This window comes from Dechloromonas sp. ZY10 (assembly GCF_041378895.1).
Taxonomy (GTDB): domain Bacteria; phylum Pseudomonadota; class Gammaproteobacteria; order Burkholderiales; family Rhodocyclaceae; genus Azonexus; species Azonexus aquae.
The window spans coordinates 1,790,333-1,806,132 of the sequence record NZ_CP144212.1; the positions used below are offsets into that span (position 1 = coordinate 1,790,333).

Genomic DNA, 15,800 nt, shown 5'->3' on the forward strand with positions numbered 1-15,800 from the left:
TGCGCGTCCGTTCCCCGGCGGGACAATCGAGCGGCTGGCCGGCCCGACAAGCTGGCGGCGGCATGGCAGAATTCCGCCTCCTGCCTTGCTCCGAGTCTGCCGATGCCCCGCCCGCCCGTTTTACCTTCGGTTTGCCCGCACGATTGCCCGAGCACCTGCGCCCTGCAGGTCGAACTGTTGTCGCCCGAGCTCATCGGCCGGGTCCGGGGCGGCGCCCTGCCCTATACCGACGGCGTGATCTGCGCCAAGGTCGCGCGTTACGCCGAGCGCGTGCATCACCCGCAACGCCTGCTGCAGCCGTTGCGCCGGGTTGGCGCCAAAGGTTCGGGCGAGTTTGCGCCGATCAGCTGGGACGCCGCCCTCGACCTTGCGGCCGAAGCCTTCAGCACCTGCATGCAGCGGCATGGCGCGGAAGGCGTCTGGCCCTATCACTACGCCGGCACCATGGGGCTGGTCCAGCGCGCGGCGATCCGCCGCCTCGGCCACCTGGCCGGCTGGTCGCGCCAGCGCGAGAGTTTTTGCGTCGCACTGTCTGACGCCGGCTGGCTGGCCGGGATCGGCGCCAAGCGCGGCATCGCCGCCGAGGAAGTGCTCGATGCCGACCTGATCGTGATCTGGGGCGGCAACCCGGTGCATACCCAGGTCAATTTCATGAACTGGGTGCAAAAGGCACGCAAGGCACGGGGCAGCCAGCTGGTGGTGGTCGATCCCTACCGCACGCCGACGGCGGCCAAGGCCGACCTGCATCTGGCGCTGCGCCCCGGCAGCGACGGTGCGCTGGCCTGCGCAGTGATGCAGGTGCTGCTCGCCGAGGGCTATGCTGACCGCGATTATCTCGCCCGCCACAGCGATTTCTCACCGGCAGTCGAGGCGCATCTGCGCAGCCGCATGCCAGCCTGGGCGGCGGAGATCACCGGGCTGTCGGTCGAGCAGATCGTCGCCTTTGCCCGCCTTTACGGACGCCAGAAAAACAGTTTTCTCCGCCTCGGTTACGGCTTCACTCGCCAGCGCAACGGCGCGGCGGCGATGCACGCGGTGTCGTGCCTGCCGGCGCTGACCGGTGCCTGGCAAGTGCCCGGCGGCGGCGCGCTGTACAGCCAGTCCGGGCTGTACGGGCTGAACCTGCGCTTGGCGCACGGCCTCGATACGGTCACCCCGAACACCCGCCAACTCGACATGGGCCGCATCGGCGCGGCGCTCGCTGGCGAGGCCGCCGATCTGCACGGCGGGCCGCCGGTCGGTGCGCTGCTGATCCAGAACACCAACCCGGCCGTGGTCGCGCCCGACAGCGCGGCGGTGCGCCGGGGCCTGCTGCGGCCCGACCTGTTCGTGTGCGTGCACGAGCAGTTCATGACCGATACCGCCCACCTTGCCGACCTGGTGCTACCGGCCACCACCTTTCTTGAACATGCCGACCTTTATCAGGCCTCGGCGCATACCAGCCTGCAGGTCGCCAAGCCGCTCTTGCCACCACCCGGCGAATGCCGCTCGAACCACGTTTTCATCGGCCAGCTGGCCGCGCGGCTGGGAATCGCCGACCCGGCGTCGACGCTCAGTGACTGGGCATTGCTCGAACACATCCTCGCGGCATCCGGCCGCCCCAGTGGCGAGGAAATTTACGCCAGCGGCGGCCACGATTGCGCACCGGATTTTGCCGAGGCACATTTTCTTGACGGCTTTGGCCATGCCGATGGCCGTTTCCGCTTTGCCCCGGACTGGTCGGCGCATGGCGAGCGGCACGCAGCGATGCCGCGTTTTCCCGACCACCTGGCGGTGATCGAGGAGCGCAACGCGGAGCACCCGTTCCGGCTGGTCGCCGCGCCGGCCCGGCATTTTCTCAACACCAGTTTCAGCGAAACGCCGAGCTCGCAGGCCGCCGAGGCGCGGCCAACGCTGTTGCTGCACCCGACGGTCGCGGCCGAACACGGCATCGCCGATGGCGACCGGGTGCGCATTGGCAACCGGCGCGGCAGCCTCCTGCTGCACGCCCGTACCGCCGCCGGCATGCTGCCGGAAACGCTGGTGGTCGAAAGCCAGTGGCCAGCGAGTGCCTTCATCGAGGGCCAGGGGATCAACACCCTGGTCGGCGCGGAACCGGGCTTTCCCGGCGCTGGCTCGGCCTACCACGATACCGCCGTGTGGCTGCGTGGTGAGCGCGAAAAGTGAACAAACCCGGGATTTTTTGCGATTTCCACGGTCGACCGTCGCTATTTGGCAAAAACTCTGGTGTTTGATCTTGCTTAAATCCAGTACATTTCCAGCGTGTCAGGCTTATCCTGTTGCCTGTCCGGACCTTGCCCGAGCCTGCGCTGTCATGAAAAAACACAACAAAAAAACCAATGGCATGAACATTCGTCATGTTCTGGCCTGGCTTTTCGGACTGCCCCTGCTGTGGCTGCCGTTTGCATTAGCGGCAGGCGAACTTCCGGACGCCCACGTCCTGCTGATCAATTCCTACCACCCCGGCTATGCCTGGAGCGACCAGATTGAGGACGGCTTGCGCCAGGGACTGGAGCTCCCCGGCAAACGGATCGAATTGTCGATCGAATATCTTGATGCCAAGCGCTTTCCGCTCAGCCGGCAACAGCCCCTGCTCCGCAGCCTGCTGGCCAGCAAGTACGAAGGCTACCGGCCGGACCTGATTGTGGTATCGGACAATGCGGCCTACGAATTCATCCTGCAGGAACGGGAAAGCCTGTTTCCCGGCATCCCGGTGGTGTTTTGCGGCTATAACTACTACCGTCCGGAATTGCGCACGGCTTTCAAGCAACTGACCGGAGTCAACGAAGCTGCCGACATCAATGCCACCGTCGATACCGCGCTTGCGATTCATCCGCAGGTCCGCAATCTGGCTTTCATCATTTCAAGTAACGACAGCACCAACCAGGGGATTGCCGAGGAGGTTGAACAGAGCGTTCTGCCGCGCCTGAAAGCGGCTTACCAGCTGGAAGTCCTGCGCGATCCGACGCTGGCCGAAGTGCGCACCCGCCTGACGGCGATGCCGCCCAACAGCCTGTTGTTCGTCGCCGGGCAAGTTCGCGAGGAGGCCAACGGCCGGATGCTGACGCCATTGGAAAACGGGCGCTTGATTGCTACCGCCAGCCCCTGGCCAGCCTATAGTTTCTGGGATTTTTACATCGGCACCGGCATTGTCGGCGGGCGCATGCTCAATGGTCTGGATCAAGGGTTGGCCGCCGCTGCCCAAGCCCGGCGCATCATCGACGGCATCCCCGCCGATGAGATTCCGCTGCAAATGCAGTCGCCAACCTCGGCCTTGTTCGATTACCAGGCGCTGCAGCGCTTCGGAATCAGCCGGAGCAGCTTGCCGGTCGATGCCAAGATTATCGGCCAGCCGCGCACGCTGTGGCATGAGCACCGCGAAGAGGTCCTCTTCGGGCTGAGCCTGATCGCGCTGGAAACCCTGCTCATTTTCTGGCTGGTCCGGAGCATGCGCGAACGCCGCCAGGCGCTGCGCGAGCTGGCCCGGGAAAGACTGCAGCTGGAACAGACCGTGGCGCTGCGCACTGCCGACCTGCAACGCAACGAACGGCGGATGCGGGCGCTGCTCGATACCGCCCGGGTCGGCATTTTCGTGGTCAATAGCGACGGAGTGATCACCCATGCCAATCGCTACATGGCGGAATTGTTCGGCCGCAGCCAGGAGCAATTGCTGGGGAGCGAGTACGTTAGCCTGATTGCGCCGGAAGAGCGCGAAATCGGCCGGGAAAAAATGCTGCAGCTGATGCGTAGCCAGATCAGCGCGGTCGACCTCGACCGCCGTTACTGGCGACCGGATGGCAGCCAGTTCTGGGGCCATCTCAACGGCATCCGCCTGGCCGAGCAACCGGGCGGCACCAGTGACCTGATCGGGGTGATTGCCGACATCGACGAGCGCAAGCGGGCGCAGGAAGAACTGGAGGGTTACCGCGAGCACCTGGAGGCATTGGTGGCCGAGCGTACCGAAGCCCTGTTGCTGGCCAAGGAGGCCGCCGAAACCGCCAGCCGCGCCAAGAGCGCCTTCCTGGCCAACATGAGCCATGAACTGCGGACTCCGATGAACGGCATCCTCGGCATGCTCGCCCTGGCCCGCCGGCGGATCGGCGAGCACCCCGTCGGCGAACAGCTGGACAAGGCGCAGCTTGCAGCCCATCGCCTGCTGGTCGTGCTCAACGACATTCTCGATCTTTCCAAGATCGAGGCTGAACGCCTTGATCTCGATCTGCAACCGCTGCAACTGGGGGCGCTGCTCGATGGCGTGATTCACCTGCAAGCCCCGCTGGCCCGCGACAAGGGCTTACGCTTTGCCGTCGACATTTCTCCCGAGCTGGCGGCCCGGCCATTGCTTGGCGACAGCCTGAGATTGAGCCAGATTCTGCTCAACCTGACCGGCAACGCGATCAAGTTTACCCGCGAGGGCTCGGTCACCGTGCGCGTGCGCGCCACCGGGGAACAAGCCGAGACACTGACCCTGCGTTTCGACATTTGCGATACCGGCATCGGGATCCCGCCGGAGATACAGGCCCGGCTGTTCACCAGCTTCGAGCAAGGTGACAATTCAACTACCCGGCAGTATGGCGGTACCGGCCTTGGCCTCGCCATCTGCAAACGGCTGGTCGGCCTGATGCAGGGTGAAATCGGGGTACAGAGCGAAGAGCAGCACGGCGCCTGCTTCTGGTTTACGCTACCGCTCGGTAAAGGCCACCCCTTGCCGGCGACCGGCCTGGCAACCATGCCGAGCGGGGCCGAGGCCAGCCTGCGGCGCCAGCACGCCGGGCAACGGGTGCTGCTGGTCGAAGACGACCCCCTGAATGCCGAAATCACCTCCACCCTGCTGCGCGTTTTCGGCTTGCAGGCCAGCCTCGCCGAGAACGGCGCAGAGGCCGTGGCCTGCGCTGCCAGCGAGGATTTCGACCTGATCCTGATGGATGTCCAGATGCCGGTGATGAATGGACTGGCAGCGACCCAGGCGATTCGCCAGGGCAGCCGTAACCGGCAAACCCCGATCCTGGCACTGACCGCCAATGCGTTCGACGAAGATCGCCAGCGCTGCCTCGACGCCGGAATGAACGCGCATCTTGCCAAACCGGTCAGCCCGGAAACCCTTGCCCAATTGCTGCTGGCCTGGTTGCCGGAACGAACCGGCGATTTTTCCGGGGATCACCACGGTCGACCGTGAAAACGGCGAAAAACCGCGCTCAGCCGCCCGTTTGGCGCCAGCCCCGGCCCCAGGGCACCAGAGTCGGGACGATACGCGGGGCGTCGTGCCGCGAGGTCGGCGTCGACGGACGCCGGCTGGCGACGAACTCGACGCAGCCTTCGACAGTTTTCAGTGCCTGCGTCCGGCCGCCACTGCCGGCGGTCAGCACACAGGGCTCATCCTGCGCCTTGCGGTAGAGGCCATGCACCAGGCGTAGCGTTGAACTGCGCTGGCTGGCTTTGGCGGTATCGAGCAGGATGCGTTCGCCACGGGCCAGCACGTCAGCCCCGTGCTCGGCGAGGATGCGCACCATCTCGTCCTGGCCGTTGGTGATCGCCGAAAACAGCAACTCGCTGTCGTTCTCGCAAGGGTCGGCACCGGCCAGCAGCGCCCCGAGGGCTACCCGCACCTTGCCTTTGCGCACCGACCAGGGCAGCGCCGCTCGCGGCGTTGGCGCCTGGGTGTGCAAGGCGCAGATGTCGAGGACCAGTTCGCGCCAGCCACGGCGATAGGCGCTGCGCAGGGCATGCTCGTTGTGCAGCAGGTCAACACCGGCCAACTGCAGGTAGAACGAGGTCACCGGGTGGTTGTGGTTGAGTGCGAGGTAATAGGGAAAATCCTCGTCGCAATGCAGGTCGGCACCGAAGGCAACCAGGTCGACGACGCCCTGGACCTTGCCGGCAGCGGCAGCGGCTTCAAGCGAGGCGGCGGTATCGAGAAATTCGTAGACGCCGTTCTGCTTGAGATTGAAGAAGTAGCCGAGCAAGCGGCGATGACCGCAAAAAGCTGCCAGGTTCATCGCCTGTTGCAGCACGCCGGGGGCAAAGCGCCCGCTTTCGGCATGGCTGCGTACCGCCGCGAGATTATTGCCGCGGATCGCGGCAATAAAGCTCCGGCTATCGACAACGGGACTGCCTGCCTGCATCTGCATCGCCCTGCCCTCTCTCGGTCAGCCGGCACTGCCCAAGGCAGCGCCTTTTTCAGCCGATTATCTGCGGCAGGGGTGTGACTGGCAAGGGCGGCCAAAGTTTCGCCGGCGCGGCTCGCCCGCTGCAGGCTTGCGGCTTGCAAAAGCAATCGCTGGCGCTGTGCGCGGATTAGGCCTCGGGCTCGTCGAGGGGGGCTACCTCGTCGCTCTGTCCGGCGGCCTTTGCCTTGGCCTTCGCTGCGTTGTCGGCGGCCAGTTGCGCCATCCGCTCGGCGCGCAGCGCCGGGGTTTCCAGGCTGATCCTGCCAAGCGTGCCGGTACGGTAGTCGGTGAGCAGGATCGCCGAGGCCTTTTCCAGGTCGAACTCGCCGCCGCGCCCTTTCAGCAGGCAGCCGCGCTTCTTGGCGATGGTTTCGATCACCCCGACCGCATCCAGCGCGTCGGCCTGCAGCTTGTAACGTGCTTCGAGCAGCGCCGGATAGTGTTCAAGCAGGTAGCCGGCGAGCCAGGTCGCGACTTCCTCGTCGATGTAGGCATTGACCCCGACCGCGTGGCTGGCGGCGAGCATCAGGCCGTCGAGCGGGTGTTCGATCTTGGGCCACAGCATGCCGGGGGTGTCGTAGATGGTCAGCCGCGAACTGATGTCGATCCGCTGCTGGCTCTTGGTCACCGCCGGCTGGTCGCCGACTGCCGCCACCTTTTTCTTGACCAGCGCGTTCATCAGCGTCGATTTGCCGACGTTGGGAATGCCCATGATCATCAAGCGCAAGGGTTTGACTGCGTCGCAACGATGCGGCGCCAGCTTTTGCGCCAGCGAAGGAATCCTGGCTACGTCGCTGGCTTTCTTGCACGAGATCGCGACCGCGCTGACGCCGGGCTGCTGAGCAAAGTAATCGAGCCAGGCCTGGGTCATTTTCGGATCGGCGGCATCGGCCTTGTTCAGCAACTTGAGGCAGGGCCGCTGGCGGAAATTGCGCAGCTCGTGAATCATCGGATTGCTCGAAGCCATCGGCAGGCGTGCGTCGAGCACCTCGACGACGACATCGGCCATCGCCAGGGTTTCGGCGGCCTTCTTGCGCGCCGACGTCATGTGACCGGGGAACCACTGTATGGACATATTCAGGAATCGAGTAAGGGTTACAGCAAAAAATCAAAACGGGCGGCAGCCGCCGCCCACCAACAAACAGCCATCGTGCAATGCCGGCCTCAGCCGCCAGTCACCGGCGGGAAGAAGGCGACTTCGTCGCCATCCTTGAGTGGCGTCGCAGCCGGCACCATCTCCTGATTGACCGCGCAGCGCAGGTTGCGGGTGGTCGCCAGTACCGGCGCACCATTGGCGACCAGCCAGTCGCGCAACTCGCCGACGGTTTTGACCCCCTCCGGCAAGTCGACCGTGTCAACGCCACGCCCGAGGCTTTCCTTGAGGCTGGCAAAGTAAAGAATCTGAATGCTCACGACAGCAACTCCGCAAAGGGGATGAATTCGACCAGTTCGCCGCGCTGTACGGCCTGCCCCGGCACATTGGCGACCAGGCCGTCGCCCCAGACCAGTGAGGTGACGACCCCGGAGCCCTGGTGCGGATAGAGTTCGACCCCCCCCTGCTCGTTGAGGCGGGCACGCAGGAAATCGCGGCGGGCATCCGGGCGCGGCCAGTCGTAGTCGGCACGCAAGCGGTAGGTCTTGGGTTTGACCTCGACGACGCCCTGCAGGCGCAGGATGAAGGGGCGCACCAGCATCAGGAAGGTGACCATCGCCGAAACCGGGTTGCCGGGCAGGCCGACGAACCAGGCTTTGTCGGCGGCGTTGCCAGCGCGGTGGATTTCGCCGAAAGCCAGCGGCTTGCCCGGCTTGATCGCGATCTTCCACAGGTCGAGGCGGCCTTCGGCCTCGACCGCCGGCTTGACGTGATCTTCCTCGCCGACCGAGACGCCGCCGCTGGTGATCACCAGGTCGTTGTCGTCGGCGGCGCGGCGTAAAGCTTCGCGGGTCGCATCGAGACGGTCGGGCACGGCGCCGAGGTCGCGCACTTCGCAGCCGAGCCCTTCGAGCAGGGTACGCAGCGCGTAGCGGTTGGAGTTGTAGATTGCGCCCGGCGGTAGCGGCTCGCCCGGTGCCACCAGTTCGTCGCCGGTGAAGAAAATGCCGACCCGCACGCGGCGGAACACCGGCAGTTCCGGCAAGCCAGCGGTAGCGGCCAAGGCAATGTCTTGCGGCCGCAGTTTGCGCCCGGCGGCGAGGATTTCATTGCCGACGGCGATGTCCTCGCCGGCACGGCGAATGTTTTCGCCGCTGCGCGGCAGTTGCTTGATCAGCACGTCACCGGAGCCGTCGGCGGCGGCTTCGCAACGCTCCTGCATCACCACCGCGTCGGCCCCCGCCGGAATCGGCGCGCCAGTGAAGATGCGTGCGGCGCTACCCGGCTGCAGCGGCGTGCCGACCGTGCCGGCGGGAATCCGCTGGCTGACCGGCAAACGTACCGGCGTTCCCTCCCCGGCGGCAGCGAGGTCGGCGACGCGCACGGCGTAGCCGTCCATCGCCGAATTATCGAGCGGTGGCGCGTTGACCGTGGACGTCTGGGCCCGGGCCAGAACCCGGCCAAGGCAGCCGGTGAGCGGCAACGAACGCATTTCGCTGACCGGCTGGGCGGCAGCGAGCAGGGTTTCCAGGGCGTGTTCGAAGGAAAGCATGGTGCCTCCGGCGGATCAGTTCAGGGACAAATAGGAAACGATGAAGGCGGCGACCGCCTCGGCATCGTCGAGCGGCAGCAGCGGCCGATCGCAGACCAGCGGCGCGTTGCTGGCGACGGCGACAATGTCGGCGCGCTCCGGGTAGAGCACCGGCTTGCCGTGCTCGGGACGGTGAATTTCGAGTTTGGGCACCGGCTCCTGCTTGAAGCCCTCGATCAGCACCAGGTCGCAGGGCGACAGATGGCCGAGCAGCTCGTCCAGGGTCGGCTCCGGCTCGTCGCGGCGTTCGTGCATCAGCGCCCAGCGGTCGCCGCAGGAGAGCAGCACCTCGGTCGCGCCGGCCTCGCGGTGGCGGTAGGAATCCTTGCCCGGACGGTCAATATCGAAACCATGGTGCGCGTGCTTGACCACCGAGACCTTGAGGCCGCGCGCGCTCAGGCAGGGGATGACTTTTTCCAGCAAGGTGGTCTTGCCGGAGCCGGACCAGCCGGCGATACCGAAAACTTTCATGGCCGGCATTCTACCCGTTCACCCACCAAAGACCGGCGCAAAACCGCCGCCCGGGGTGCGGAAATTGGTGGTCTGACCCTGATACAGGCGGGCGGCAACCAGCTGGATTTGGCCGGCATAGACGTAGCAGCGGAAATCGGCCTTCATCGTCACCATCTCCTCGCCGACCGGCACCGGATGCTCGGAAGGCGGCGCGATTTCCTGCGCGATGTAGTCGCCGGCCAGGATTTCCTCGAACACCCGCTTGGTCAGCTTGTCGCCGCGATAGGCGGCGCGGCTGCCGAAACCGGCGGGTGGCTTGAAGAACCAGCGCTTCCTTTCGCTCCAGAATTTTTCGCCATTTTCCCGGTTGACCGTGATCGTCTGCGGCACGCCGCGCTGCAGGCAGTCCACAGTTGCCGCATCGACCCCAAGCGCGGCCAACGCCAGCGGATCGGAGAGCAGCATCAGGTTGCGCTTGTCGGCGTAAAGCGCGTGCCCCTGCGGATGCGGGGTGACAACCACGCCACCGGCCGCGAAGACCTGGCGCAAGGCAGCGCAGGCCGGGGTTTCGAGATAAAAATCGGTCAGCCGGGCATAGACCAGATCGACCTCTTCGCCGGCCTGCAGCAGGCGTTCGCCATCGGCCGCAAGCACCCGCTGCAATTCGGCCGGATCGGCGATCGCTGCGTCAATGCCGTGTTCGGCAAAAAGCTCGACGAAAAGCGCGAATTCGGGCGCCAGGAACTGCCCTTGCGGCGCCTCGTCGACAATCGCGATCCGCCGCAAGGGCGCATCACCGCGCGCCAGCCGCCATTCCTCGCGGAACATTTCGACAATCGCCAGGCGGGCAGCGCGGGCGGCAGTATCGTGGCCGTGCGCGGCAAGCAAGTAGGCGTTGAGCAGACCGCCGCCGGCGTTGGTGTTGATCTCGATCAGCCGGGGGCCGTCTGGTGTCAGGTGGAAGTCGTAGCCATAAAACACGCCTTGCGCCGCGCACGGCAGCTGCGCGATCGCCGGCGCCTGTGCCAGCACCTGCGCCCGGTAGGCGGGCAAGGCGAAGACCCGCTCAATCGCCGCGATCAGTTCGGCCATCGCTGTCAGCTGGGCGGGTGGCACGACGATGTCGGCAGCTGAAAAGAGTTGCGGCTGTTCGCGCAGCAGGCGCTCGAAAACGGATTTCATGGGCAGCTTCGAAATGAGATTGAGACAGAAAGTTGCATGCTCAAGGTTCCACGCGAAAATGAATCAGCTGCGCGACGCAGCAAAAAAATCGAGCACCACCTGCAGTTCGCGCGTTCGCTTCATCGGCGGCAGGCTCTGCCAGACCAGGCGGCCGTAGGGTTTGCCGGTCAGCCGGGGGTCGCAGATCATCAGTACGCCGCGGTCGCTTTCGTCGCGGATCAGGCGGCCGGCGCCCTGCTTGACGTTGATTACCGCGCGTGGCAGCTGGTAGTCGATGAAGGCGTTACGGCCTTCGCGCTTCATCTGCTCGATCCGCGCCGAGAGCACCGGGTCGTCGGGCGGCGCGAACGGAATCTTGTCGATCACCACCAGCGATAGCGCTTCGCCACGGACATCGACGCCTTCCCAGAAGCTCTGGCTGCCGACCAGCACCGCGTTGCCCAGGCGCCGGAAGCGTTCCAGCAACTCGGTCTTGCTCCCCTCGCCCTGGACCAGCAGCGGCAATTCGAGCCCCTCGTCTTCCAGCCGGGCCTTGAGCAGTTCATGCGTGCGGCGCATCGCGCGCAGGCTGGTACACAAAAAGAAGGCGCCGCCGCCGGCCGCCTTCAGCGCCGGAAATGCCGCGTCGACGACGGCGTCGGTGTAGTTCCAGGCATTCGGGTCGGGCATCCCGAGCGGTGCGTAGAGCACCGCCTGCTGGCCGTAATCGAAAGGACTCTGCCAGCAGGCGCTGTCCGGCTTGCCGAGTCCGAGTTCGGCGCAGTAGTGGACGAAACCGCCGCGTACCGCCAGCGTCGCCGAGGTGAAAATCCAGGCACGTGGGTGGCCGCCCATCTGCTTGCGGAAAATACTGGCGACGTCGAGCGGCGTCGAATTGAGTTGCAGCGACTGGGTGTAGGCTTCGGCCCAACGCACGTAGCCGGTATCGGTCAGGCTCTGCCAGGCGGCGAACATCTGCTGCAGTTCGAGCGCCCGCTGCCAGCATTTTTCCAGACCTTCGGAACGTTGCGCCTGGCCTTCGAGAATCTTGGCGAAGACCGCCAGTTCTTCGTCCAGCGTCTGCATCGCCGGCTCGAATTCGGCATGTTCGAGCAGTTGACCGTGGGAGAAGCGGCCGGTGTCGGCGCCAATCGCCAGGCGCAGGTCGCGCGCCACTTTTTCGACGCGCTTGCTGCCGTCCTGCAGGTCGAGGCAGTCGCGGGCGCTGAGCAGGCCCTCGGCACGGGTATCGCGGGCCAGGTCGACAACTTGCGAAGTGGACACGCTGTCGCCGAAGAACAGCGTCGCCACCTCGGGCAACTGGTGGGCTTCGTCGAAGATCACCGTGTTGCACATCGGCAGCAGTTCGGCCATACCCTCGTCGCGCAACATCACGTCGGCGAAGAAGAGGTGGTGATTGACCACCACCAGATCGGCTTCCATCGCCTCGCGCCGCGCCTTGAGCACGAAGCAGTCCTTGTTGTTCGGGCAGTCCTGGCCGAGACAGTTGTCGCGGGTCGAGGTTACTTGCGACCACACCGGCGAGTTTTCGTTGACCTCGATGCACTCGGCCTTGTCGCCGCTTTGCGTGGCCTTGGCGAAGGTCGAGATGCGGCGCGCGTCGGCGGCGTCCTCGCGGTTGAAGAAACGGCCATCGAGCAGCGCCCGCTCAAGGTGATAGGGGCAAACGTAGTTGGCCCGCCCCTTGAGCAGCGCGATCCGCACCGGTGCTTTCAAGGCCTGGCGCACCAGCGGCAAGTCCTTGTTGAACAACTGGTCCTGCAGCGTCTTGGTTCCGGTCGAGACGATCACCTTGCCGCCCGAGAGCAGCGCCGGCACCAGATAGGCAAAGGTCTTGCCAGTGCCGGTGCCGGCCTCGGCGATAAATACTTCATGACCCTTGATCGCGGCGGCGATGCGCTCGGCCATTTCCAGCTGCTGCGGGCGGATGCGGTAACCGCCAATCGACTGGGCGAGCGGGCCGGCGGGCGAAAAAATGTCGGACAGGGAAGCCAAGATGGTGAGCGCGTAAAAACGGAGGGTGACTGGGCGGCGGGATTCCCGGCGCCCCGCAAGCCGGGCAGCCAGAACGGGAAGCGCTACGGCCGCTTGGCGTAACGCCGGAGGAGCAGCACGCCGATGCGCTGGACGGCAGCCGGCGAAGGGAAAGCGAGGGCAAATTTTAACAGAAGCCCGGCCCCGACTGAGGCCAAATCTGGCCTACCCCGACGATTCATGCCACAATTACAGATTACCCGAAACGCCCGCCCGGCCCGTGCGCCCAGTGCTCTCCAGCCCCGCCCGATGCCGCCGCTGCCCGCGCTTTCCCCGAATTCATTCATTCCATCCTTGAAGCCGACGACCATGACCGACACCACTCCGGCCACTGCCCCGCAAGACGAGAACCAACTGATCGCCGAACGCCGCGCCAAGCTCGCTGAATGGCGCCAGGGCGGCCAGGCCTTCCCGAACGATTTCCTGCGCGAGAACGTCGCCGGCAAGCTGCACGAACTGTACGGCGAAAAATCCGGCGAAGAACTCGAAGGGCTGCCGGTTGAGGTCAAGGTCGCCGGCCGCATGATGCTCAAGCGGGTTATGGGCAAGGCTTCGTTCGCAACGCTGCAGGACGTTTCCGGCCGCATCCAGGTCTACGTTGCCCGCGACAAGGTCAATGAGGACGTCTACGCCAGCTTCAAGGGCTGGGACCTCGGCGACATTCTCGGCGTGGTCGGTACGCTGATGAAGACCAAGACCGGCGAACTGACCATCCAGGCCAGCGAAATCCGCCTGCTGACCAAGTCGCTGCGCCCGTTGCCGGACAAGTTCCACGGCCTCGCCGATCAGGAAATGAAGTATCGCCAGCGTTACGTCGACCTGATCATGAACGAGGAAACCCGCTTCACCTTCCGCGCCCGTTCGGCCATCGTCCAGTCGATTCGCAACTACATGTGCGGCCACGGCTTCATGGAAGTCGAAACCCCGATGATGCACCCGATCCCCGGCGGTGCCTCGGCCAAGCCCTTCATCACCCATCACAACGCGCTCGACATGCAGCAGTTCCTGCGCATCGCACCCGAGCTCTACCTCAAGCGACTGGTGGTTGGCGGTTTCGAGAAGGTTTTCGAAATCAACCGCAACTTCCGCAACGAAGGCCTCTCGCCGCGCCACAACCCCGAATTCACGATGATGGAGTTCTACGAGGCGTACGCGAACTACCACACGCTGATGGACTTCACCGAAGGCCTGCTGCGCCACGCCGCACGCGAAGCGCTGGGCAAGGAAGTCTTTGTTTACCAGGGCCGCGAACTCGACCTCTCCAAGCCTTTCCACCGCCTGACCATCTGCCAGGCGATCCAGCGCCAGCACCCGGAGTTTTCCGACGCCGAACTGGCTGATGCCGAGTTCCTCAAGGCCAAGATCAAGCACTTCGGTGAGCCGGTCAAGGCCGGCGGCCTGGGCAGCCTGCAGCTGCAACTGTTCGAAGCCTGTGCCGAAGCCCATTGCTGGGAGCCGACCTTCATCATCGACTACCCGGTCGAAGTCAGCCCGCTGGCCCGCGCCTCGGACAGCAACCCGGAAATCACCGAGCGTTTCGAACTGTTCATCGTCGGCCGCGAAATCGCCAACGGCTTCTCCGAGTTGAACGACGCCGAAGACCAGGCAGCCCGCTTCATGGAACAGGCCAAGGCCAAGGATGCTGGCGACGAAGAGGCGATGTATTACGACGCCGACTTCATCCGGGCGCTCGAATATGGCCTGCCCCCGACTGGCGGCTGCGGCATCGGGATTGACCGTCTGATCATGTTGCTGACGGATAGCCCGGCGATTCGTGACGTCATCCTCTTCCCCTCAATGCGCCCCGAGTGATACCCGGCTGCGCTTGCCAACTCGGCGTTGCCGGCGACCTTGCATAGCGCTGCTATGCGGCGGCCACCGGCGCCTTGATTTGGCTGCGCTCGCTCGGATATCGAATGATTGACTCGTGTTTAATCCCCCTGACAACAGTTCGTTGATTGCCGCCGCGCGCACTGCGCTGGCGGGTGGCAAGGCGCGGGCTCGGTTGTTCGAGCACGACGGGCGGCGCTATGTGGTCAAGCGGCTGGCCGAGCAGCCGCGCAGCTGGTTGCAGATCGTGTTCATGCGCTGGCTGGTACGGCGGGTGACCGGACAGGCCCTGCCCCTGCGCACGCTGGCGCTGTCGGAAGCGGCCGGCAGCATGGGTTACGAAGCCGGACGCTTGAAGCGGCTGGCAGCCGCCGGCGTGCGGGTGCCACCGGTGGTCGCCGAAGCCGATGACTTCTTTGTGCTCGATTACTGCGGCACGGTCGCGGCAAGCTTGCTGGAAAAATGGACGCCGGCCGAATGGCGGGCCGAGCTGCCGCGCCTGGCGCGCGAACTCGGCGAATTCCACGCCGCCGGCCACTGGCACGGCGGCGCCCAGATCAAGAACATCACGCTGCAGGCCGGGCAAAGCTGGCGGATCGATTTCGAAGAGAACTTCGGTGAATTCCTGCCGCTAGCGGCGGCGCAAACCACGGACCTGCTGCTGTTCCTGAATTCGATCTCGCTGGCCGGACCGATTGACGAGCCCGAAGCGCGGCAGTTACTGCCGCAGCTGCTGGCGGCCTATTTCCAGGCCCATCCCGAGCCGGAAATCCGCCGCATCATCGCCCGCGCCCATCCCCTGCTCCGCCGCCTGGCCAGCCTTGCCCGCCCCTTCCGGCGCTGGTCGAAAAAAGGCATCCGCCGCGTCGAAATTCTCGTCGATCTACTCGCCCGGGTTTGAATCATGCAATTGCGCCAACTCCAAGTTGCCAGCGACAGTATCCAGGACCGCCTGCTGCTGCGCTTTTCGACCTCGCAGAACGAAGAGGTCCGGGTCTGGCTGACCCGTCGCTTCCTGCGCCAGATCTGGCCTGCCCTGCTGCAGATGGCGGAACAGGTCGGCGAGCCGGCCAGCCTTGCCGGTGAAGAGGCCGACTCTGGCGATGCCGGCAGCAAGCGCGACGATGCCTCGTTCGAGCAGGCCTTTGTCGAAGACGATCCAAGCTACCCGTTGGGCAAGAAGCCGCTGCTCGCCAGTGAGGCCAAGCTCGACCTGCTCGAAGACCGCAGTCTGCGCCTGAGCCTGAGCGAAGGCCGCGAGCGCAGTTGTTCTCTGCACATGGACGGCGAACTGCTGCAGTTTTTCTGCGCCATGCTGCGCGCCGCCGAGCGTCAGGCCGAGTGGAATCTCGGCCTCGACTACGGCGAACAACCAGCCAAGGCTGCGCCGCAAAGCGTGCACACCGAAAGCAGCAGCGGCGGCAGCAAGTTGCTGCACTGATTCCCCGCC

12 protein-coding genes are annotated in these 15,800 nt (G+C 65.1%); 5 read left to right on the top strand and 7 right to left on the bottom strand.

Features of this window, described 5'->3' with window-relative positions; translation table 11 throughout:
* Positions 1-102 precede the first annotated feature (102 nt).
* Both VX159_RS08210 and VX159_RS08215 read left to right on the top strand, forming a co-directional pair.
* The gene (locus tag VX159_RS08210; RefSeq protein WP_371322402.1) at positions 103-2,166 is read left to right on the top strand and encodes a molybdopterin-dependent oxidoreductase; all 2,064 of its coding nucleotides are present in this window, start codon (positions 103-105) and stop codon (positions 2,164-2,166) included.
* 148 nt (positions 2,167-2,314) lie between these two features.
* On the top strand, positions 2,315-5,176 hold the full coding sequence (locus tag VX159_RS08215) for an ATP-binding protein (RefSeq protein WP_371322403.1): 2,862 nt from the start codon (positions 2,315-2,317) through the stop codon (positions 5,174-5,176).
* Positions 5,177-5,195: 19 nt separating this feature from the next.
* Here VX159_RS08215 and VX159_RS08220 read toward each other — a convergent pair whose 3' ends face one another.
* The 7 genes from VX159_RS08220 to VX159_RS08250 form a co-directional block, all read right to left on the bottom strand.
* Complete coding sequence (locus tag VX159_RS08220; RefSeq protein ID WP_371322404.1) at positions 5,196-6,128, bottom strand: hypothetical protein; 933 nt, start codon at positions 6,126-6,128, stop codon at positions 5,196-5,198.
* Positions 6,129-6,294: 166 nt separating this feature from the next.
* Positions 6,295-7,242 carry a ribosome biogenesis GTPase YlqF gene (gene ylqF / locus VX159_RS08225; protein WP_371322405.1) on the bottom strand — a complete coding sequence of 316 codons (948 nt, stop codon included), beginning with the start codon at positions 7,240-7,242 and terminating at the stop codon, positions 6,295-6,297.
* An 89-nt stretch (positions 7,243-7,331) separates the two neighbouring features.
* Complete coding sequence (gene moaD / locus VX159_RS08230; RefSeq protein ID WP_371322406.1) at positions 7,332-7,580, bottom strand: molybdopterin converting factor subunit 1; 249 nt, start codon at positions 7,578-7,580, stop codon at positions 7,332-7,334.
* Positions 7,577-8,812, bottom strand: coding sequence for a gephyrin-like molybdotransferase Glp (gene glp, locus VX159_RS08235; RefSeq protein ID WP_371322407.1), 1,236 nt, complete (start codon positions 8,810-8,812; stop codon positions 7,577-7,579). The genes moaD and glp overlap by 4 nt, the downstream gene beginning before the upstream one ends.
* Positions 8,813-8,827: 15 nt before the next feature.
* Positions 8,828-9,322, bottom strand: a complete 495-nt coding sequence (mobB, locus tag VX159_RS08240; protein WP_371322408.1) for a molybdopterin-guanine dinucleotide biosynthesis protein B — start codon at positions 9,320-9,322, stop codon at positions 8,828-8,830.
* Positions 9,323-9,340: 18 nt separating this feature from the next.
* A complete protein-coding gene (locus tag VX159_RS08245) occupies positions 9,341-10,486 on the bottom strand; it encodes a hypothetical protein (RefSeq protein ID WP_371322409.1) in 1,146 nt (381 codons plus the stop codon).
* A 63-nt stretch (positions 10,487-10,549) separates the two neighbouring features.
* Positions 10,550-12,481, bottom strand: coding sequence for an ATP-dependent DNA helicase (locus tag VX159_RS08250; protein ID WP_371322410.1), 1,932 nt, complete (start codon positions 12,479-12,481; stop codon positions 10,550-10,552).
* Between the two features lie 348 nt (positions 12,482-12,829).
* Between VX159_RS08250 and lysS the strand changes: the two genes are divergently transcribed.
* From lysS to VX159_RS08265, 3 genes are all read left to right on the top strand, one after another.
* A complete protein-coding gene (lysS, locus tag VX159_RS08255) occupies positions 12,830-14,332 on the top strand; it encodes a lysine--tRNA ligase (RefSeq protein ID WP_371322411.1) in 1,503 nt (500 codons plus the stop codon).
* Positions 14,333-14,447: 115 nt separating this feature from the next.
* Positions 14,448-15,251 (top strand): hypothetical protein, encoded by an 804-nt coding sequence (locus tag VX159_RS08260; protein ID WP_371322412.1) that lies wholly within the window; start codon positions 14,448-14,450, stop codon positions 15,249-15,251.
* A 3-nt stretch (positions 15,252-15,254) separates the two neighbouring features.
* The gene (locus tag VX159_RS08265) at positions 15,255-15,791 is read left to right on the top strand and encodes a hypothetical protein (protein ID WP_371322413.1); all 537 of its coding nucleotides are present in this window, start codon (positions 15,255-15,257) and stop codon (positions 15,789-15,791) included.
* Positions 15,792-15,800: the final 9 nt, after the last annotated feature.